Consider the following 18,784-nt stretch of genomic DNA (forward strand, 5'->3'; position numbering starts at 1 on the left):
CAGCGCCTCGGCTGAAGACGTTCAGCCGGCCGGAGTTACCGGCGGCTGCCCTCCGTTGCGGCGCCGCTGGCGGGCCATATGCAGCATGGCCGCAAAGCCCGCGATGAACAACAGTTCCAGCACCACCAACAGCCAGACGGCGCCCCACTGGCCCTGCCCCATGAAGATGATCGCGCCGATGGCCACCAGCACGGTGCCGATCACCAGCACGAAGACTGCGAAACCGGTGGCGACGGCGGCGCTTCTCACCCCCGTCCGGAAGCCGAAACCTTCCGGCCGGTGATCTTCGGGCTCCGGGCTGGAACCGGGATCGGCTGGCTCAGGACGCAATCTCCGGATCCTCCGCGTCGATGTCCAGTTCGTTGCTCGGTATGGAGGCCAGCAGCCGCCGGGTATAGGGGTGCCGCGGATTGGTGAAGACTTCCTCCGAGCTGGCCGCCTCCACAAGTTCGCCGTCCTTCATCACGCAGACGTAGTCGGAGATCAGCCGCACCACCGCCAGATCATGCGAGATGAAGAGGTAGCTCAGCCCCAGCTCCGCCTGCAGGTCGCCGAGCAGCTTCAGGATCTGCGCCTGGACCAGCACGTCCAAAGCCGACACCGGCTCGTCGCACACAATCAGGTCCGGTTTCAGTGCCAACGCCCGGGCAATAGCGACGCGCTGGCGCTGGCCGCCGGAAAGCTCGGACGGATAGCGGCGCAGCATGCTCTGCGGCAGGGCCACCTGATCCATCAGTTCACGGACCCGGGCAGCGCGTTCCTTGGCGTTGCCGCGTTTGTAGGTGGACAGCGGCTCGTCCACGATCCGTTCGACTGTGAACATCGGGTTCAGCGAGGAATAAGGATCCTGGAACACCGGCTGCACCCGCTGCCGGAATTCCCGCAGCTGCGGCTTGGACAGGGTGGCCACATCCATGCCGTCGAACGTCATGGTGCCGCTGGTCGGTTCGACCAGCTTCAGGAGCATCCGCGCCGTGGTGGTCTTGCCGGAGCCGGATTCGCCGACGATCGCGACGGTCTGTCCGCGCGGGACGTCCAGGGTGACGTTCTTTGCGGCGTAGAAATCCTCGGCCTGGCCGCGAATCTTGTACACCTTGGTCAGGTCGCGCAGCTCCACGATGTTGTCTGCGGTCCGGGTTCCGGTCCCAGCGGGTGGCCCGGCCACCGCTTCATCCACGGGCCGGGCGGCGGCTTGCTCCGCCAAGCTGGACGCCGCATAGGAGGGTGCTCCGGCGTCTTGGTGTTGGAAGACCTTTTCGGCACGATCCGCCCGCGTCTCCGGGCTGGAGATAAAAGCGCCCGGCAACAGGCGAACGGCCGCCACGCTGGGCGCCGCCTTTACCAACGACTGGGTATACGGGTGCTGCGGGTCCTCCAGCAGCTGCCGTGCCGGCCCGGCCTCCACCACCGTGCCCCTGTGCATCACCACCAGTTCGGCGGCCCGTTCGGCTGCCAGCCCCAGATCGTGGGTGATCAGCAGCACGGCCGTCCCCAGTTCCTGGGTCATCGAATCGATCTGGTCCAGAATGGTGCGCTGCACGGTCACGTCCAGCGCGGAGGTCGGCTCGTCGGCGATCAGCAGCCGCGGCTGGCAGGCCAGGCCGATCGCGATCAGGGCGCGCTGGCGCATGCCGCCGGAGAACTCGTGGGGGTACTGCTTGGCACGCTCCTTGGCGTTGGGCAGCCCCGCGGCCTCCAGCACCTCAACCACCTTTCGGTCGACGTCACGCTTGGTCGCCATGCCGTGCACCAGCAGTGTCTCCGCCACCTGCGAGCCGATCTTGGAGACCGGATTCAGGTTGGACATCGGATCCTGCGGAACCAGTCCGATCTGGCGTCCGCGGATGGCCCGCATCCGGTGCTCCGGCAGCCCCACCAGCTCCTGGCCGTCGAAGCGTATGCTCCCGGCGGTCACCCGGCCGTTGCCCGGCAGCAGGCCGATCAGGGACATGGCCGTGGTGGACTTCCCGGAACCGGATTCGCCAACGATCGCCAGCGTCTGGCCCTGTTCCAAGCGCAGCGAGGCGCCCTCCACGGCGGCGACTTCCCCGTAGGTCGTGCGGAAACTAACGGCCAGGTCGCGGACCTCGAGCAGCGCTGTGTCGTCGGCATGTTCGGTCATGAGTACATCCTGCCCCATCAGGAGCAGGATGTGGCCTACCTCTCATCGGGAATTCCCCGCTCCGGGTGCGGGACCGGCGTCGATTAGACTTGAGGATCATTCCCGCCCTGCCCTGAGGAGCCCGAAGCGTGACACCACTTCCCGCGCGCCGCACCGTCCTGCAGGCCGGCGCAGCGGCAGCGGCTGTGTTGCTCGCCGGCTGCACCTCGGGACCCACTCGGCCCCTCCCGTCTGCGACGACGGCCAGCCCGAGGACGGCATCGCCCGAGGACACCACCTTCTCGATGGGCATCGCCGCCGCTCCGGTCACCCTGGACCCCGCGCTGGCGCTGGACACCGAGTCGTTCCGCGTGACCCGGCAGATGCTGGAAACCCTGATCGGCGTGGATCCGGCGACCGGTGTGCCGGCGCCGCGGCTGGCCGTGGAATGGACCGAGCTGAACGACGGCCGCTCCTATCGCTTCCGGCTGCGCCAGGGCGTCGCCTTCCACGACGGCACCGCGTTCGACGCCGAAGCCGTCCGCACCAATTTCGAACGCTGGTACAGGCTGCCGAAGGGCGCCCAGCCGGTGGAAGGCGGACTGGCCTTCCGGTCAGTCTTCGGCGCTTTGGCCGACGACGAGGGTGAATCGCTCTACGCAGGCTGTGACGTGGTGGGGCCGCTGGAGGTCCAGCTGAACCTGACACGCCGCTTCACCGGGCTGGTGGCATCGCTGGCCATGCCGGCCTTCGCCATTTCCTCGCCGGCCGCGCTGAAGGCAGGGACGGCCGACCGGCTGAGCGAGGAGCGCAGCGGCAACAAGGTGTCCCGCTACGGACTGGCGCCGGTGGGCACCGGCCCGTTCGCCTTCGCCAACTGGGAGCAGGACCGTGTGGTGCTCTCCGCCTACGACGGGTACTGGGGCGCGGCCGGCGACGTGCGCACGGTGGTCTTTAAGACGCTGCCGCATCCGGCCGCCCGGCTGCGCGCGCTGGCCGCCGGGGACATCGACGGCTACGACCTGGTCACCCCGGCCACCTACGCAGACCTGGTCCGGGCCGGCATGCAGATCCTCCAGCGCGACCCGTTCTCGGTGGCCTACCTGGGCATGAACCAGGCTGCCGACGGGTTAAAGGACATCACCATGCGCCAGGCCATCGCCCATGCCATCGACCGGAAGACGCTGATCGAGAGCTTCTACCTGCAAGGCACCACCGAGGCCAAGCAGTTCATCCCGCGCAGCCTGGGCGTAACCAACGAGACCATCCCGTATTACGAGTACGACCCGGAGCGTTCGCGGCAGCTGCTGGCCGAGGCCGGGTACGACGGCGCAGAACTCACCTTTTACTACCCGCTCGACGTCACCCGGGCCTACCTGCCCACGCCGGAAAAGGTGTATGCGGAGCTGAGCCGGCAGCTCACCGCCGTCGGAATCAATATCAAGCCGATGCCGATTCCGTGGGACGAGGGCTATCTGGAAGCGGTGCAAGGCACCAACGACCATGCCCTGCATCTCGCCGGCATCAGCGGCAGCTACCGCGACCCGGACAACTTCGTGGGTCCGCTCTTCGGCAGCAAGTCGCTGGAATTCGGCTATGACAGCGCGCAGATCCGCAGCAAGATCGCCCGCGCCAAGACCCTGCCGGAGGGCGAAGACCGGGTGGACGCTTACTACAGCATCAACGAGCAGTTGGCCCGCGCGGTCCCCGCCGTGCCGCTGGCGTTCCCCGTTTCGGCATTGGCCATGGGGCCGCGGGTGCAGAGTTACCCGGCCAGCCCGATGCTGGACGAGGTCTACAACCTGATTCAGCTGGTCCCGGCCTAGACTGGGTGAAGCTGCTGCCGCAGCGGCTTACCGTGCAGTTTCCTTGCGTTACTACGGTCTCTCCGCTGCGTCTGTCTGTTGGGTCACAACGGAGACGGGAAATTTTAGTCTCGCTGTGGCATCGCGCTAGGCTTCTCAATGCTGGCAAAGCTGCTATTGGAGATTGAAGTTGACTGCAAACACCCCCTCGGGATCATCCAACAACGTCGACGTCGCGCTGATTGGCGGCGGCATCATGAGCACCACCCTCGGCTCCTTTATCAAGCAGCTGCAGCCGGACTGGAGCATCAGCCTGTTCGAGAACCTGGACGAGGTGGGCATGGAAGCCTCGGACCCGTGGAACAACGCCGGCACCGGGCACGCCGCACTCTGCGAGCTGAACTACACCCCTGCCGCTGCTGACGGGTCTGTTCCCACCGCCAAGGCCGTCGGCATCAACGAGAAGTTCCATGTGTCGCGCCAGTTCTGGTCGCACATGATCCGCGAAGGCCACATCTCCTCGCCCAAGGAATTCGTCAACCCGCTGCCGCACATGAGCTTTGTTTGGGGCGATGACCACGCGGACTACCTCAAGCGCCGCTACGAAGCGCTCAAGAGCGAACCGCTGTTTGAGCAGATCGAGTTCACCGAGGACCACGCCACCATCAACGAGTGGACCCCGCTGATCATGGGCGGCCGCGATGCGCAGCAGCGTGTGGCAGCATCCCGCGTCATCGGCGGCACCGATGTGGACTTTGGCTCGCTGTCCCGCAAGCTGGCCAGCTACCTGGTGGCCAACGGCGTCGAACTGAAGTACGGCCACCGCGTGCTGGACGTCTCCCGCAACACCGACGGCCGCTGGACGCTGGAGGTCAAGAACAACGCCACCGGCGAAAAGACCAAGGTCAACGCCCGCTTCGTGTTCATCGGCGCAGGCGGCGGCGCACTGCACCTGCTGCAGCGCTCGGGCATCCCCGAGTCCAAGGGTTTCGGTGGCTTCCCGGTTTCCGGCCAGTTCCTGCGCTGCACGGACGAGACCGTCATTGCCGCCCACAACGCCAAGGTCTACGGACAGGCTTCCGTGGGCGCCCCGCCCATGTCCGTGCCGCACCTGGACACGCGCTTCGTCAACGGCAAGCGCTCCCTGCTCTTCGGCCCGTACGGCGGCTTCTCGCCGAAGTTCCTGAAGACCGGATCGTTCTTGGACCTGCCGCTGTCCGTGCGCCCGTCCAACCTGGTCCCCATGCTCGCCGTGGCCAAGGACAACTTCGGCCTGGTCAAGTACCTGGTCACCGAGGTGCTCAAGACCCGCGAAGGCAAGAACAAGGCCCTGCGCGCTTTCCACCCGGAGGTTGAGGGCGACCAGTGGGAACTGATCACCGCCGGCCAGCGGGTCCAGGTGATCAAGAAGGACGCGAAGAAGGGCGGCGCCCTGCAGTTCGGCACCGAGATGATCGCCTCTGCCGACGGCAGCATTTCCGCGCTGTTGGGTGCCTCCCCCGGGGCTTCCACCGCGGCTCCGATCATGATCAGCCTGCTGGAACGCTGCTTCCCGCTGGAGTTCAAGGGCTGGGAGCCAAAGCTGAAGGAAATGATCCCCGGCTACGGCGCCAAGCTGAACGAGAACCCCTCCCTGCTGGCCGAGATCACCGCCGACACCAACAAGGTGCTCGAGCTCGCCTGACTCCGGCCCCTCTCGGCGGACCGGTCCTGACAAACTAAGCTTCAACGCATGCACAAGCTGGCAACGCTGTCCCTGGCGAACCGGGCGCTGATCGCGCTGATTACGGTCTTTGTGGCCGTTTTCGGCGTGATCACCATGGGCTCGCTGAAGCAGGAACTGATCCCCTCGCTGGAGTTTCCTCGGGTCACTGTGGTCAGTTCCATGCCCGGCGCGTCCCCCGAAGTGGTGGACAAGCAGGTCAGCGAACCGCTGGAGCGCGCGCTCACCGCCGTGGAGGGCCTCGAGTCCTCCTCGGCGGTGTCGCGCACGGGGTTCTCCACCGTCAACCTCACGTTCGTCTACGGCACCAATCTGGACCGTGCGCGCAGCCAGGTGGACCGCGCCATTTCCAACGTCCGCCAGCAACTGCCCGAGGACGTCTCGCCACTGTCGTTGGCCGGCAGCATCGACGATTTCCCCATCGTCTTCATGGCGGTCTCTTCCGATGTGGACCTGAGCGAGCTGAGCACCGAGCTGAACCGGCTGACCGTGCCCCGGCTGCAGAACATTGCCGGCGTGCGCAGCGCCGAAGTCTCCGGCGGCCCCGGCCGGCACATCGCCATCCTGCCCGACGACGACGCCATGGCGAAGGCCGGCGTCGGCGTGTCCGCGCTGGTCGACAGCCTGGCCAGCAGCGGCGGGCTGGTCCCCGCCGGGGCGGTGCAGCAGGACGGCAAGAGCCTCTCGGTGCAAATCGGCAGTCCGCTGGACAGCTTGAAAGCCATCGAGAACCTGCCGCTCTCCCCGGCTGAGACAACGACGGCGGAGCAGTCTTCCGCTCCTTCCTCACCGGGGGCGGCGGGGCAGGCTCCGGGGCAGTTCCCCGGCCAGGGCCAGCCAGCTCCGCCGGGGAACGCCGCGGACCAAGGCCAGGTTCCGGTCCCGGACACCGTGCCGGGCCAGGCACGGCCCGGCCAGCAACCGGAGGCCGCGGGGGCGACCCCGGCCACCATTGGCGACGTGGCCAAAGTTTCCCTTGCGGACGACGAGCGGACCTCGATCACGCGGACCAACGGAGAACTGACGCTGGCGCTGGCCGTCACCAAGACGCCGGACGGCGACACGGTGGCGATCTCGCATGCCGTCAAGGAGATGCTGCCCGAGCTGGAGGCGGAACTGGGCAACGGCGCGCAGATCACCACCGTCTTCGATCAGGCCCCATTCATTGAAAAGTCCATTAAGGACCTGACCACCGAGGGCCTGCTGGGGCTGGGCTTCGCGGTGTTGATCATCCTGGTCTTCCTGCTCTCCGTGCGCGCCACGCTGATCACTGCCATTTCCATCCCGCTGTCACTGCTGGCCACGTTCATTGGCCTGAATGCGCTGGGCTATTCGCTGAACATCCTCACCCTCGGCGCGCTAACCATCGCCATCGGCCGCGTCGTGGACGACTCGATCGTGGTGGTCGAGAACATCCGCCGGCACCTGAACTACGGCGAAGCCAAGCGAAACGCCATCATGGCGGCCGTGCGCGAAGTCGCCGGTGCGATCACCGCCTCCACGCTGACCACGGTAGCGGTCTTCCTGCCCATCGCGTTCGTCGGCGACCTGGCCGGTGAACTGTTCCGGCCCTTCGCCGTCACCACGGCGCTGGCGTTGCTCGCCTCGCTGGCGGTGTCGCTGACCATCGTGCCGGTGCTGGCGTACTGGTTCGTAAAGTCGCCGCAGCCGCAGTCGCGCTCCGAGACTCTGGCGGTGCGCGAAGCGGCTTCGGAGAAAGAACGCCGGTCCTTGCTGCAGCGTGGCTACCTGCCGGTGCTCGCGGGCACGCAGCGGCACCCGGTGGTCACCAGCCTGGCGGCCCTGCTGGTGCTGGCCGGCACCGCTGCCATGGTTCCGCTGATGCAGACCAATCTGCTGGGCGACAGCGGCCAGAACAGCTTCAGCTTGCGGCTGCAGATGCCGGCCGGGAGCAGTCTGGAATCCACCGATAAGGCGTCCGTTCCGGTCGAGAAGCTGCTGGCCGGCATGGACGGCATCGAGGACGTCCAGGTCACCATGGGCAACGCCGGCGGCAGTGTGGGAACGTTCCTTTCCGCAGGCGCCTCGGTGGCCCAGTACACCGTGATCACCGAGGAAGGCATCGACCAGGCGGCGCTGCGCGACAAGGTGCGCTCCGCCGTCGAGGATCTGCCCGGTGACGCGACGTTCACGCTGGGCACGCAGGGCGGTGGCTTTGGCACCTCCAGCACCGTGGATGTGGAGATCTCCGCGAGCGAGCCGGGCCAGTTGCAGGACGCCTCCGACCGGCTGGTGGACCGGCTGCGGGCTCTGCCGGGAGCCGCGGAAGTGTCCAGCAACCTCTCGGCGGCCGAACCCGTGGTGCAGGTGTTAGTGGACCGGGCCAAGGCCGTGGCCGCCGGCCTGGACGAGGAACAGGTCGCCGGCCTGCTGGCGTCATCGATCAGCCCGTTGCCGGGCGGCACCGTGCGGATCGGCACCACCGACTTTCCGGTGCTCATCGGCGAAGGCAGCAACTTCTCCAGCGTCAAGGAACTGCGCGACGTCGAACTGCCGACGGCTGCCGGACCAGTGCCGCTGACCGATCTGGCCACGGTGAAGGAAACCGACGTGCCGACGTCGATCAGTGCCAGCGGCGGCGAACGCACCGCCGTCGTCTCCGTTACCCCGGAGGGGGACAATCTCGGTGCGCTCAGCGGAGAGGTAGCGGCGGTTCTGGACGGCATCGACCTGCCGGCGGGCGTTACGGCGAGCTTGGGCGGCGCGGCCACCCAGCAGGCCGAATCCTTCGCGCAGCTGGGCTGGGCGCTGCTGGCCGCCGTCGCGATCGTCTACGTGATCATGGTGGCGACCTTCAAGTCCCTGGTCCAGCCGCTGATCCTGCTGGTCTCCATTCCGTTTGCGGCCACCGGTGCGATCGGGTTGCTGGTGCTCACGCAGATTCCGCTGGGGCTGCCGTCGCTGATCGGCATGCTGATGCTGGTGGGCATCGTGGTGACGAATGCGATTGTGCTGATCGATCTGATCAACCAGTACCGGCGCCCGCACGACGGGCAGCCCGGCATGAGCGTGGCGGACGCCATCACACACGGTGCGCGGCGACGGCTTCGGCCCATCCTGATGACCGCGCTGGCCACCATCTTTGCGCTCACGCCGATGGCGCTGGGCTTGACCGGCGAAGGCGGCTTTATCTCGCAGCCGCTGGCCGTGGTCGTGATCGGCGGCCTGGTCTCCTCCACCGCGTTGACGCTGGTGCTGGTCCCGGTGCTGTACCGGCTGGTCGAAGGCAGGCACGAGCGCCGGGCGAACAAGACCAATACACTCGAGGCAGAACTGGTTCCCGCCGGGCGCTGACCCCGGTGGGTGCCTCGAGCCCCGGAAGGTGCAGTGCATGCCCGAACCTGACGCCGCACGAGCCGGCACGCCCGGCAAGCTGGCCCGGGCCATCAGCGGCTTCGTGGACCGGCTTCCATCGCCGGTGCGCAAGTACGGCCAGCAGATAGGCGGTTGGCAACGGATCCAGCTGGCTTTCAAGACGGCCTTGGCGTGCGCCCTTGCCTGGCTCATCGCCCTGCAGATGCCCGGCGAGGTGGCGAACTACCCGTACTACGCCCCACTCGGTGCCCTCATCAGCATGTACTCCACCGTTGCGGACTCCTTGAAGTCGTCCCTGCAGACACTGGCCGGACTGCTGCTGGGCATCGGACTGGCCTGGCTCCTGCTGCTGACGGTCGGCCCGCACGTCCTGACCGTGGGCCTGCTGGTGTTCCTGGGCGTTTTGGTCGCCGGGCTGCCCCGGCTCGGCGCCGGGAGGGACTGGGTTCCGATGGCTGCGCTGTTCGTCCTGCTGGTGGGCGGCTCCGACGCCGGCGGCTACTCGCTTGGTTACGCCGTGCAGATGGCGGTGGGAATCCTCGTCGGCATTACCGTGAACTTCCTGCTGTTCCCGCCGCTGAACTTCAGCGCAGTGGGCCGCAGCTTGCAGCAGTTGCAATCCGACTTGGCGGGCCAACTGGAGGACATGTCCGAAGCCCTGCTGGAGGACTGGCCGCCGGAACGCGAGGACTGGGCCTCCAACGGAGAAAACATAGTCCGCCTCGGCGAGCAGGTGCGGCAGGCTGTGCAGACAGCGGACCGCAGCCGCAAGGCAAACCCGCGGCGCAGGTTCCAGGACCGGGATCTGGAAGCAGACTGGAGCAATTTGCGCACCCTGGAACGGGCAGCGTTCCACACCCAGGACGTCACCGACGTGCTTGGCGCGGTGATCTGGCACGATCACCTGCACCTCCCCTCACCCGTGCTGGAACCCATGTCCCAGGCGCTGGCGGCCACAGCAGAGGCGGTCAGGAGCTTGGCTGCCGAGGATATAAAGGAAAAGCTGGACGCCGCGGGCGCGGCCCATCAGCAGTTGGTACAGGCCCTGGCCGGTTCAGTCAGCGCGGAAACCCCGGGCACCGCAGCCGGCTACGTCGCGGTCAACCTGGACCGGATCCTGACCGCATTGCGCCGCCAGTTGGCCGAGTTCGCGGACCAGCAAGGCTGAAAGTGGCCAGGTGCTTCCTGGCCGGGTCCGGGTGCTGCCTCGCCGGGCCGGGCGCTGCCTGGCCGGGCGCACACCGGCAGCCCGGGCCTGTTTACTTTTCCGGCTGCGACTGGTGGGCAGGATTTCCGTGGAAGGGCGGGACGACGTTCGGTCCGCTGGTCTCCGGCGAGACCGGGGATCCGGAACGGCCGCCGCTGACCTCGGGCATATCCGGTACTGCTGGTCCCGAAGGTTCAGCGCCGTTGCGGAGTGCTTCCATCCGCTGCTCAAGGACCTGGACAACGGGGAGCCTGTTGCCGTGCTCCCGTTCATAGGCCAGCAGTTCGCCAACTTGATCTTCCGTGAGCCCGGTAATCCTGGTGGGCAGCGTCCCTTGGGGAATGTGGTCGTAATCCGGGAGAGGCAACGCGTCACGGTTCGGTGCGTCGTTCATTCATCCTCCTGACAACTGGGCCTGCGCTTCCAAGGTAACAGCGCCCCGGATCCTTGGTAACCCTCCGGGCCGGATATCGGGAGCCCGCGCCGGCTTTGCCGGCACGCAAGCCGCTGGCGTGGGTTGCGGCGTGACCAGCCCCACGTCGCCGCGGGAATTTCGAAACCTTGCTGGCCGTTGCAGTCAGTGAATGCAAACGCATGTAAACTGTTTCCGAAGCAAGCACCACGAGAGGTAGATCATGGAACTCGGCGTATTCAGCGTCAGCGACGTCACCCTGGACCCGACCACCAACCGCATGCCCACCGAACGCGAGCGGATCAAGGCAGCGGTGGCCATTGCCAAGAAGGTCGAAGACATCGGCATGGATGTGTTCGCCATCGGCGAGCACCACAACCCGCCGTTCTTCTCGTCCTCCCCCACCACTCTGCTGGCCTACATTGCCGCGCAAACCGAGCGGATCACGCTCTCCACCGCCACCACGCTGATCACCACTAACGACCCGGTGAAGATCGCCGAGGACTTTGCCATGCTCCAGCAGTTGGCCGATGGCCGCGTGGACCTGGTCTTGGGCCGCGGCAACACCGCCCCGGTGTACCCCTGGTTCGGCAAGAACATCCAGGACTCGCTGGAGCTGACCGTTGAGAACTACGCCTTGCTGCGTAAGCTCTGGGATGAAGAGGTGGTCAACTGGCAGGGCAAGCACCGCACGCCGCTGCACAACTACACCTCTACCCCGCAGCCGCTGGACGGCGTCGCGCCCTTTGTCTGGCACGGCTCCATCCGCACCCCGCAGATCGCCGAACTGGCCGCCTACTACGGCGACGGTTTCTTCGCGAACAACATCTTCTGGCCGAAGGAGCACTACATGCAGCTCATCGGCCTGTACCGGGAGCGCTACGAGCACTATGGCCACGGCACCGCCGACCAGGCCATTGTGGGTTTGGGCGGCCAGTTCTTCATGCGCAAGAACTCGCAGGATGCGGTCAACGAATTCCGCCCGTACTTCGACAACGCACCGGTCTACGGCCACGGCCCGTCATTGGAGGACTTCACCGCGCAGACTCCGCTGACCGTGGGCAGTCCGGAGCAGGTCATCGAAAAGACCCTGGCCTTCGCCGACTACTTTGGCGACTACCAGCGCCAGCTGTTCCTGATCGACCACGCCGGTCTGCCGTTGAAGACCGTGCTGGAGCAGCTTGACCTGTTCGGCGAAGAGGTGCTGCCGGTACTGAAGAAGGAATTCGCCGCCCGCAAGCCGGCCCATGTCCCCGACGCCCCCACGCACGCCAGCCGCAAGGCCGCGCGCGACGCCAAGCAGGCTGCCAGCGAGTCGGTGGCCAATGGCTGAACCCACCATCCCTGATATCAGGACGACGGCGGCTGCCTGGGAATCGCTGTTCCGCACCCAGGTGGCGGTGATGCGCCGGATGCAGCAACTGCCCGAGTTCAAAAAGCTCGCGATGCGGGAGTACGACGTGCTCTTTAACCTGAGCCTGTGCCCGGGCGGCTGGAGCCGGCTGAACGAGCTGAATGAAGCGCTGCTGATCAGCCAGCCCAGCCTCAGCAGGATGGTGGACCGGCTGGAAAAGAAAGGCCTGGTACTCCGCCGCACGGCGCAGAACGACCAGCGGGGCATCGAGATCTCGCTGACAGACGAAGGCCGCGCGCTGCAGAAGGAAATCGGCCGCGAGCATGTGAAGCACCTGCACTCCATGCTGGCGCCGCTGCTCAGCGAGGATGAGTTCGGCCAGCTTCAGGGGTTGACCGACAAACTGCACGCCGGTCTGAAGAACGACTGACCCGCCGGTGCTGACCACGGGGCCCGGTTGCTTCCGCGAACGCGGCAGCAACCGGGCCTTATACCTGCACATGAGGCGGCCGGATGTACGCGGACCAACTGGCCGCGACGGTTCAGGCCGGCGCCCGAGGCCGTCAGCGGCTGGCCGATGTACGGGATACGCCAGATTGTCCCTCGACTCGGCTGTGCCACTCTGCAGATGCGCCCATGAGGCCGGGGTCTCTCCGCAGATGCGGAAGGACCCCGGACTTGGTGTGGCCAATGTGGCGTATAGCGTACAGACGCACGCCTTGGCCGGGCTAAGGCTGGCAAGATCAGGCAGCGACCGCCGGTGCCTCCGCCTCTAGCCGCCGCTTCCGCCTCAGGCTCAGGCTCAGGCCGGTGCGTCTTTGGAAATCTGCAACGTCAAGATGATCTGCTGCACCGTCTTGAAGTGTTTACTGGTGAGGAAGCGCTCCGCCTCCGCGATGAGGCCGTACTTGTCCAGCAGGCCGGTTTTTTCGCCCGGCGCCGGCGTGCCGTGGCGCACTGCCGTGCCAAAGGAGTAGGTACCCAAAGATTTCGGGCCGTCGACGGTGTTTTCCACGATGCAGGCCTGGAAACCGTCGCCGGCCGGCTTGTCCGTCAGCCCATACGAACCGAAGTACTTGTAGCCGAGCAGCGTCCGGTATACGAACACCGGCTCAACGGTGTCAGCGGACTTCACGGCGGGAACCTTGGCCGGTTTGCTGAGCAGCACGCGCAGTTCGGTCATACCGCCCGCCCCGCAGCTGGCCTTCGGCAGCTTCAGCCGGGTGTGCAGTTCGGCGGCCAGCTTGCCCGACGAATCACGGATATCCAGATGCAGGCCGTGGTTTGAGGGTTGGCTCGGCTTGACCTGCCGCTGCACCACCCAGTCGGCGGGCAGCTCGAAGCTGAGCACGCGGCCGGGGTCGGTGTACACCTTCCAGCCCTCGATGGTGGCTTTGCGCACCGGCGCTTGCTGCGCCCCGGGTCCCGGGGTACCGCCGCCGCCCGCCACCGCCGCCGGTGACGCACCCGCGCTGGCCGAGGCACCGCCGTTGTTGGTTGGCAGCAGACCGCACCCGGCAACCAGTGCCAGACAGAGCGTCGCAGCAGCACCACGGCCCAGTACGTTCCCTGTCGTCATGGCCTGCTCCCCCTCCGTTAGGTTCCTACCGTAGCCAGAGTGCGGACCGTCCGGTAGAGCTCCCCGTGCCGTGTCCCATGCGACGCCCTCGCGGCGCCGACTTAGGACCCACGCACGGCCGTGGCAGGAGCCTAACCGCCGGAGGACGGACAGCGATATCCGGGACGGAGGTTCAATTACCCCGTGCTTCGGGACCGTCTCAGCGCCGCAGCGACTGGACCTCTTTAACCGCGGCGACGACGGAACGGGCTGCCAGCGCGATCTCGGATTCCTTCACGCCGGCGGTAAACGTCAGCCGCACTGCCGTCTGCGCCACGGCCCGGTCGATGCCCATGGCCAGCAGCACGGACGAGGCCTCGTCGGACCCGGCGGCGCAGGCGGACCCGCTGGAGCAGACCACGCCGCGGCGTTCCAGTTCCAGCAGCACCGCCTCGCCGGATGTTCCGGGGAAGCAGAAGGAGGCACTGGCCGGCAGCCGGTCGGTCCGGTGCCCGGTCAGCACCGTCCCCGGCAGTTCGCGCAGCACGGTGTCGATAAGGTAGTCGCGGTAGCCGGTGAGCCGCTGCACGTCGGCCGCCCGGTCACCGTTGGCCAACGCCAGCGCGGTGGCCACCGCGACCGCGCCGGCAACGTTTTCAGTGCCGGACCGCCGCCCGCGTTCCTGTCCCCCGCCGTGCAGCACCGGCTCCAGCGGAACCCGGCCGGCCACGTAGAGCAGGCCGCAGCCCTTGGGTGCGCCCAGCTTGTGCCCGGACACGCTGAGCGCGTCCACGCCCAGGGCCGAGACGTCCAGGTCCAGCCAGCCGGCGGCCTGCACGGCGTCGGTGTGGAACGGCACGCCCGCGGCCCGGCAGAGTCCGCCGATCCGGGCGACCGGCTGGATGGTGCCCACCTCGTTGTTTGCGTACATCACCGTGCACAGCGTGGTGTCCTCGCGCAGCGCTGCTTCCAGTGCCTCCACGCGGACCGTGCCCGCGGGGTCCACTGGCACCCGCGTGACCTCGAAGCCGTGGAACCGCACCAGGTAGTCCAGCGCTTCCAGCACCGACGGATGCTCCACGGCGCTGGTGACAATGTGCTTGCCCCGCGGGGCGGCGAGCGCGATCCCCTTGATCGCCAGGTTGTTGGATTCGGTCCCGCCGGAGGTGAAGATGATCTCCGCGGGCCGGCAGCCCAGGACCTCGGCGGCCTTGCCGCGGGCATAGTCCAGCGCCCGCAGCGCGGCCTCGCCCACGGTGTGGTGGCTGGACGGATTGCCAAAGTCCTGTGTCAGCGCCGGCCACATGGCCTCCAGTACCTCGCGGCGCAGCGGCGCTGTGGCCGCGGCATCCAGATAAATCACGACGACGGTTCCTCGCCGTGAGCGGCATCCGCGGCAATGCGGATGTCCAGGCCCAGGTCCAGCGACCGGACGCTGTGGGTCAGCGCGCCGGAGGAGATGATGTCCACCCCGGTCCGTGCGATTGCTCCCACGGTCTCCAGCCGGACATTGCCGCTGGCCTCGACCAACGCCCGGCCGGCCACCTGTTGGACGCCGGACCGGAGCTCGTCCAGGCTGAAGTTGTCCAGCATGATGGTGTCCACTCCCGCGGCGAGCACCGGCTCGATCTGCTCGAACCGGTCTACCTCCACCTCGAAGTGCACCGTGTGCGGCAGCTTGGCCTTCGCCGCCCGCAGCGCCTCGGTCAGGTCGCAGCTGCCGCCCGCCGTGAGGACCGCCAGGTGGTTGTCCTTGGCCATCACCGCATCGGAGAGCGAATAGCGGTGATTGTGCCCGCCGCCGCAGCGCACCGCATAGCGCTCCAGCGCCCGCAGCCCCGGCGTGGTCTTGCGCGTATCCACCACCCGGGCCCCGGTACCGGCAGCTTCCCGGACGAAGGCCGCAGTCTGGGTGGCGATCCCGCTCAGCCGCTGCAGCAGATTCAGGGCCACCCGCTCGCCGAGCAGGAGGGCGCGGGCGTTGCCGGACAGCACGGCCAGCACCTCACCGGCGTCGAAGGCGGCACCGTCATCGGTCTTCAGCTCCACCTGCACCGACGGATCCACTTGCCGGAACACCTCGGCCAGCACCGGGCCGCCGGAGAAGACACCGGGCTCGCGGGCAGCCAACTCCGCCGTGGCCGTGGCGTCGGCCGGAATCAGGGTGCTGGACGTGATGTCGCCCCACGGCGCATCCTCGGCGAGCGCCGTCGCGACGATCCGCTCCAAGGCGGTGCCGTCGATCGGCTGGATCTGGTTCATGGCTGCTCCTGCAGGATTCGTTGGGACGTTGCGGACTGGGCGGCGGGCGCACCGACCGTGCGGGCATTCACGAAGGCCAGCCGCGCCCGGTCCGCCGGTGCCTGGCTGTGGTCGCTGCGGAAGTGGGCACCGATGCTGTTCCGCCGTGCGGCGGCGGCTGCCACCACCAGCTGGGCCACCGTCAGCAGGGCGGCGTCCTCGGCCGAGGCGGCGCCGGTGACTGGCAGGTGCCACTGTGCCAGCTGACGGGCCGCCTGCTGCAGCGCCGCGCCGTCGCGAACCACGCCGGCGGCGGCCGCCATCACGGCCTGGATCTGTTTCCGGCTGCACGGTGTGGTTCCGGCGGCTGGCACGTTACTGGCATCGGAGAACCCTGCTTCACCGAGCGGGACGCCAACCTCCAGCGGCACCGCCTCGAACGCCGGCGTCTTCTCGGGCCGGTCCAGCGCGGCGACGGCACGGCGGGCGAAGACCAGCCCCTCGAGCAGCGAGTTCGAGGCCAGCCGGTTGGCGCCGTGCACTCCGGTGCAGGCCACCTCGCCCACCGCGAAGAGCCCGGGCACCGAGGTCCGCCCATCGGCGTCGGTCTGGACGCCGCCCATCCAGTAATGCGACGCCGGGCGGACCGGCAGCGGCTGGCTGGCCCAGTCGAAACCCAGCGACCTGACCGTCGCGTCGATCAGCGGGAACCGCGCGGCCAGGAATCCCGGGCCCTTTTCCCGCTCCACTCCGGTGGCGTCCAGGAAGACCTGCGGCAGCAGCCCGCGTTCCTCCTGCAGCCTGAGCTGTTGGTGGATGCACCGCGAGACCACGTCCCGCGGCGCCAGTTCGGCGGCCGGATGCTGCTCCGGCATGAACCGCTCCCCTGCAGCGTCCACCAGCACGGCGCCCTCGCCGCGCACCGCCTCCGAGATCATGAAAGGCTTGCCGCCGGTGGCCGCAGGGTCCAGCAGGGTGGGGTGGAACTGGATGAACTCCAGGTCGGCCAGCACCGCACCGGCGTCCCAAGCCAGCGCCACACCGTCGCCGGTGGCCGTGGCCGGGTTGGTGGTGGCCGGGAACAGCTGCCCCGCCCCGCCGGTCGCCAGAATCACGACGTCGGCGTCCAGCTCCGTGGGCACCGCACCGTCGCCTTCGCACCGCACCTCCATCACCTCCACCCCAGTGACGCGGCCGGCCTCCGCCAGCAGCCTCCGCACCAGGGTGTGCTCGAGAATGTCCAGCCGGCCGGCGTCGGCCAAGCGGCGGACCACCCGGATCAGCGCCTCGGCGATACCGGCTCCGGTCCGGTCCCCGCCGGCGTGCAGAATCCGCGCCGCCGAGTGCGCGCCTTCCAGCCCCAGCGAGAACCCGCCGTCGTGCCGGTCGAAGGCCACACCCCACTCTTCCAAGGTGGCGATCTCCCGGGCCGCACCGTCGCACAACAGGCGGACGGCGCCGTCGTCGTTCAATTGCGCGCCCGCGGTGAGAGTGTCCGCCATGTGGGCCGCCACGGAATCCCCCGCCGCTATGCCCTGCGCGGTCACCGCCGTGATGCCGCCCTGCGCGTGCCAGGTGTTGGACTCGGCGAGCGAGCCCTTGGTGATCAGCGTGACGGCGGTGTCCGCCCGTTCTGCGGCGAGCGCGGCGGCGTAGAGCCCGGCGATGCCGGAACCCACCACCGCGATGCGGCGGGCCGGTTTGCTGTTCACGGCTTGGCTGCCAGCATCCGTTCCAGCGCCACGCGGGCGGGGACGGCGACGGAGTCGGGCACGGTGATCCGGTTGAGCACTTCGCCGCCGGGCAGCTCGCCGGTTCCGGCGTAGGCCTCGAGTACCCAGGCCAGGTAGCCCGGGTGGATCCGGTACATGGTGGAGCACGGGCAGATCACCGGGTCCAGGCAGAAGATGGTGTGCTGCGGGTATTCGGCTGCCAGCCGGTTGACCAAGTTGATCTCGGTGCCGATGGCGAAGACCGTCGGTTCGGTGGCCGCGGCGACCGCCTTGCGGATGTAGTCGGTGGAGCCGGCTTCATCCGCGGCGTCGACCACCGGCATGGGGCATTCGGGGTGCACGATCACCCGGACGCCCGGGTAGTCGGCGCGGGCCTTCTCGATCTGGTCCACCGTGAAGCGCTTGTGGACCGAGCAGAAACCGTGCCAGAGGATCACCCGCGAGTCCAGCAGCGTGGCTTCGTCGTTGCCGCCGAGCGCGTGGCGCGGGTTCCACATGGGCATCTGCTCCAGCGGCACGCCCATGGCCTTGGCGGTATTGCGGCCCAGGTGCTGGTCCGGGAAGAAGAGCACGCGGTGGGCGCGCTCGAAGGCCCATTCCAGCACGGTCTCGGCGTTGGACGAGGTGCAGACGATCCCGCCGTTCTCGCCGCAGAAACCCTTGAGCGCTGCCGAGGAGTTCATGTAGGTGACCGGGATGACCGGGACCTTGCCGTCCGCGTCCGGGCCGCTGCGGAGCACGCCGGTCAACTGGTCCCAGCAGGCCTGAACCGAATCAATGTCCGCCATGTCGGCCATCGAGCAGCCGGCCGCCAGGTTCGGCAGAATCACCGCCTGGTCGGGGCCGGAGAGCATGTCCGCGGTTTCGGCCATGAAGTGCACGCCGCAGAACACGATGACCTCTGCCTCCGGCTTCTCCTTGGCGGCCCGGGCCAGCTGGAAGGAATCGCCCACGAAGTCGGCGTACTTCACCACTTCATCGCGCTGGTAGAAGTGGCCCAGAATCACCAGCTTCTCGCCCAGCTTGTCCTTGGCGGCGAGGATCCGCTGCTCCAGCTCTGCATCGCTGGCCAGCCGGTATTCGGCCGGAATCTCGCCCTGCCGCGGGGTCGCCGCCGGTGCCGCGTCGGCCAATGAGGCACCCGGCCCGTACGAGGGCGCCCACGCCCCGCTCGCCGAAGCGGTGTCAAAGGACCACGGCCCCTTGTCCAGCCCGGGGGTGCAGGTGGAAGCGGGCGCGCCCGAGCCGACGGCCTGCGCTTCCTCGCGGGTGATCAGCTGGATGGTGCTGTTGACCGATGGCATGGTGTTCTCC

At 67.8% G+C, this 18,784-nt stretch carries 14 protein-coding genes; 6 read left to right on the top strand and 8 right to left on the bottom strand.

Annotated features, from left to right (window positions below):
- Positions 1 to 21: 21 nt before the first annotated feature.
- Entirely contained in the window at positions 22 to 330 is a 309-nt protein-coding gene (locus AC5RWX_RS14840; protein WP_494097581.1) for a hypothetical protein, read from the bottom strand.
- The gene (locus tag AC5RWX_RS14845; RefSeq protein WP_494097582.1) at positions 320 to 2,122 is read right to left on the bottom strand and encodes a dipeptide ABC transporter ATP-binding protein; all 1,803 of its coding nucleotides are present in this window, start codon (positions 2,120 to 2,122) and stop codon (positions 320 to 322) included. Before AC5RWX_RS14845 ends, AC5RWX_RS14840 begins: the two co-directional genes overlap by 11 nt.
- A gap of 128 nt (positions 2,123 to 2,250) precedes the next feature.
- Between AC5RWX_RS14845 and AC5RWX_RS14850 the strand changes: the two genes are divergently transcribed.
- The 4 genes from AC5RWX_RS14850 (at position 2,251) to AC5RWX_RS14865 (ending at position 10,133) form a co-directional block, all read left to right on the top strand.
- Entirely contained in the window at positions 2,251 to 3,927 is a 1,677-nt protein-coding gene (locus AC5RWX_RS14850) for an ABC transporter substrate-binding protein (protein WP_494097583.1), read from the top strand.
- Between the two features lie 169 nt (positions 3,928 to 4,096).
- Positions 4,097 to 5,590, top strand: a complete 1,494-nt coding sequence (locus AC5RWX_RS14855) for a malate:quinone oxidoreductase (RefSeq protein ID WP_494077009.1) — start codon at positions 4,097 to 4,099, stop codon at positions 5,588 to 5,590.
- A 48-nt stretch (positions 5,591 to 5,638) separates the two neighbouring features.
- Entirely contained in the window at positions 5,639 to 8,944 is a 3,306-nt protein-coding gene (locus tag AC5RWX_RS14860) for an efflux RND transporter permease subunit (RefSeq protein ID WP_494097584.1), read from the top strand.
- A gap of 37 nt (positions 8,945 to 8,981) precedes the next feature.
- On the top strand, positions 8,982 to 10,133 hold the full coding sequence (locus tag AC5RWX_RS14865; RefSeq protein WP_494097585.1) for an FUSC family protein: 1,152 nt from the start codon (positions 8,982 to 8,984) through the stop codon (positions 10,131 to 10,133).
- Positions 10,134 to 10,224: 91 nt separating this feature from the next.
- Here the strand turns inward: AC5RWX_RS14865 and AC5RWX_RS14870 are convergent, their stop codons facing one another.
- The gene (locus AC5RWX_RS14870; protein ID WP_493941631.1) at positions 10,225 to 10,566 is read right to left on the bottom strand and encodes a DUF8129 domain-containing protein; all 342 of its coding nucleotides are present in this window, start codon (positions 10,564 to 10,566) and stop codon (positions 10,225 to 10,227) included.
- A 241-nt stretch (positions 10,567 to 10,807) separates the two neighbouring features.
- Between AC5RWX_RS14870 and AC5RWX_RS14875 the strand changes: the two genes are divergently transcribed.
- Together AC5RWX_RS14875 and AC5RWX_RS14880 are read left to right on the top strand one after the other, a co-directional pair.
- The gene (locus tag AC5RWX_RS14875; RefSeq protein WP_494077011.1) at positions 10,808 to 11,917 is read left to right on the top strand and encodes an LLM class flavin-dependent oxidoreductase; all 1,110 of its coding nucleotides are present in this window, start codon (positions 10,808 to 10,810) and stop codon (positions 11,915 to 11,917) included.
- Entirely contained in the window at positions 11,910 to 12,368 is a 459-nt protein-coding gene (locus AC5RWX_RS14880; RefSeq protein WP_493941633.1) for a MarR family winged helix-turn-helix transcriptional regulator, read from the top strand. The genes AC5RWX_RS14875 and AC5RWX_RS14880 overlap by 8 nt, the downstream gene beginning before the upstream one ends.
- A 372-nt stretch (positions 12,369 to 12,740) precedes the next feature.
- Here AC5RWX_RS14880 and AC5RWX_RS14885 read toward each other — a convergent pair whose 3' ends face one another.
- From AC5RWX_RS14885 to nadA, 5 genes are all read right to left on the bottom strand, one after another.
- On the bottom strand, positions 12,741 to 13,517 hold the full coding sequence (locus tag AC5RWX_RS14885) for a hypothetical protein (RefSeq protein ID WP_494097586.1): 777 nt from the start codon (positions 13,515 to 13,517) through the stop codon (positions 12,741 to 12,743).
- Between the two features lie 199 nt (positions 13,518 to 13,716).
- Complete coding sequence (locus AC5RWX_RS14890; protein WP_494097587.1) at positions 13,717 to 14,859, bottom strand: cysteine desulfurase family protein; 1,143 nt, start codon at positions 14,857 to 14,859, stop codon at positions 13,717 to 13,719.
- Positions 14,856 to 15,758: a carboxylating nicotinate-nucleotide diphosphorylase gene (gene nadC / locus AC5RWX_RS14895; RefSeq protein ID WP_494097588.1), complete on the bottom strand. Its 903-nt coding sequence runs from the start codon at positions 15,756 to 15,758 to the stop codon at positions 14,856 to 14,858. Before nadC ends, AC5RWX_RS14890 begins: the two co-directional genes overlap by 4 nt.
- Positions 15,755 to 17,449: an L-aspartate oxidase gene (gene nadB, locus AC5RWX_RS14900; protein ID WP_494097589.1), complete on the bottom strand. Its 1,695-nt coding sequence runs from the start codon at positions 17,447 to 17,449 to the stop codon at positions 15,755 to 15,757. Before nadB ends, nadC begins: the two co-directional genes overlap by 4 nt.
- The gene (gene nadA / locus AC5RWX_RS14905; RefSeq protein WP_493941382.1) at positions 17,446 to 18,774 is read right to left on the bottom strand and encodes a quinolinate synthase NadA; all 1,329 of its coding nucleotides are present in this window, start codon (positions 18,772 to 18,774) and stop codon (positions 17,446 to 17,448) included. Before nadA ends, nadB begins: the two co-directional genes overlap by 4 nt.
- Positions 18,775 to 18,784 lie beyond the last annotated feature (10 nt).

The sequence above is a fragment of the Arthrobacter sp. SPT-J7 genome (assembly GCF_059089965.1).

Excerpts from the sequence above, each read along its gene's own strand:
- AC5RWX_RS14885 (WP_494097586.1), bottom strand. The coding sequence starts at position 13,517 with ATGACGACAGGGAACGTACTGGGCCGTGGTGCTGCTGCGACGCTCTGT.
- AC5RWX_RS14845 (WP_494097582.1), bottom strand. The coding sequence starts at position 2,122 with ATGACCGAACATGCCGACGACACAGCGCTGCTCGAGGTCCGCGACCTG.
- nadC (WP_494097588.1), bottom strand. The coding sequence starts at position 15,758 with ATGAACCAGATCCAGCCGATCGACGGCACCGCCTTGGAGCGGATCGTC.
- AC5RWX_RS14875 (WP_494077011.1), top strand. The coding sequence starts at position 10,808 with ATGGAACTCGGCGTATTCAGCGTCAGCGACGTCACCCTGGACCCGACC.
- AC5RWX_RS14865 (WP_494097585.1), top strand. The coding sequence starts at position 8,982 with ATGCCCGAACCTGACGCCGCACGAGCCGGCACGCCCGGCAAGCTGGCC.
- AC5RWX_RS14860 (WP_494097584.1), top strand. The coding sequence starts at position 5,639 with ATGCACAAGCTGGCAACGCTGTCCCTGGCGAACCGGGCGCTGATCGCG.
- nadA (WP_493941382.1), bottom strand. The coding sequence starts at position 18,774 with ATGCCATCGGTCAACAGCACCATCCAGCTGATCACCCGCGAGGAAGCG.
- AC5RWX_RS14870 (WP_493941631.1), bottom strand. The coding sequence starts at position 10,566 with ATGAACGACGCACCGAACCGTGACGCGTTGCCTCTCCCGGATTACGAC.
- AC5RWX_RS14880 (WP_493941633.1), top strand. The coding sequence starts at position 11,910 with ATGGCTGAACCCACCATCCCTGATATCAGGACGACGGCGGCTGCCTGG.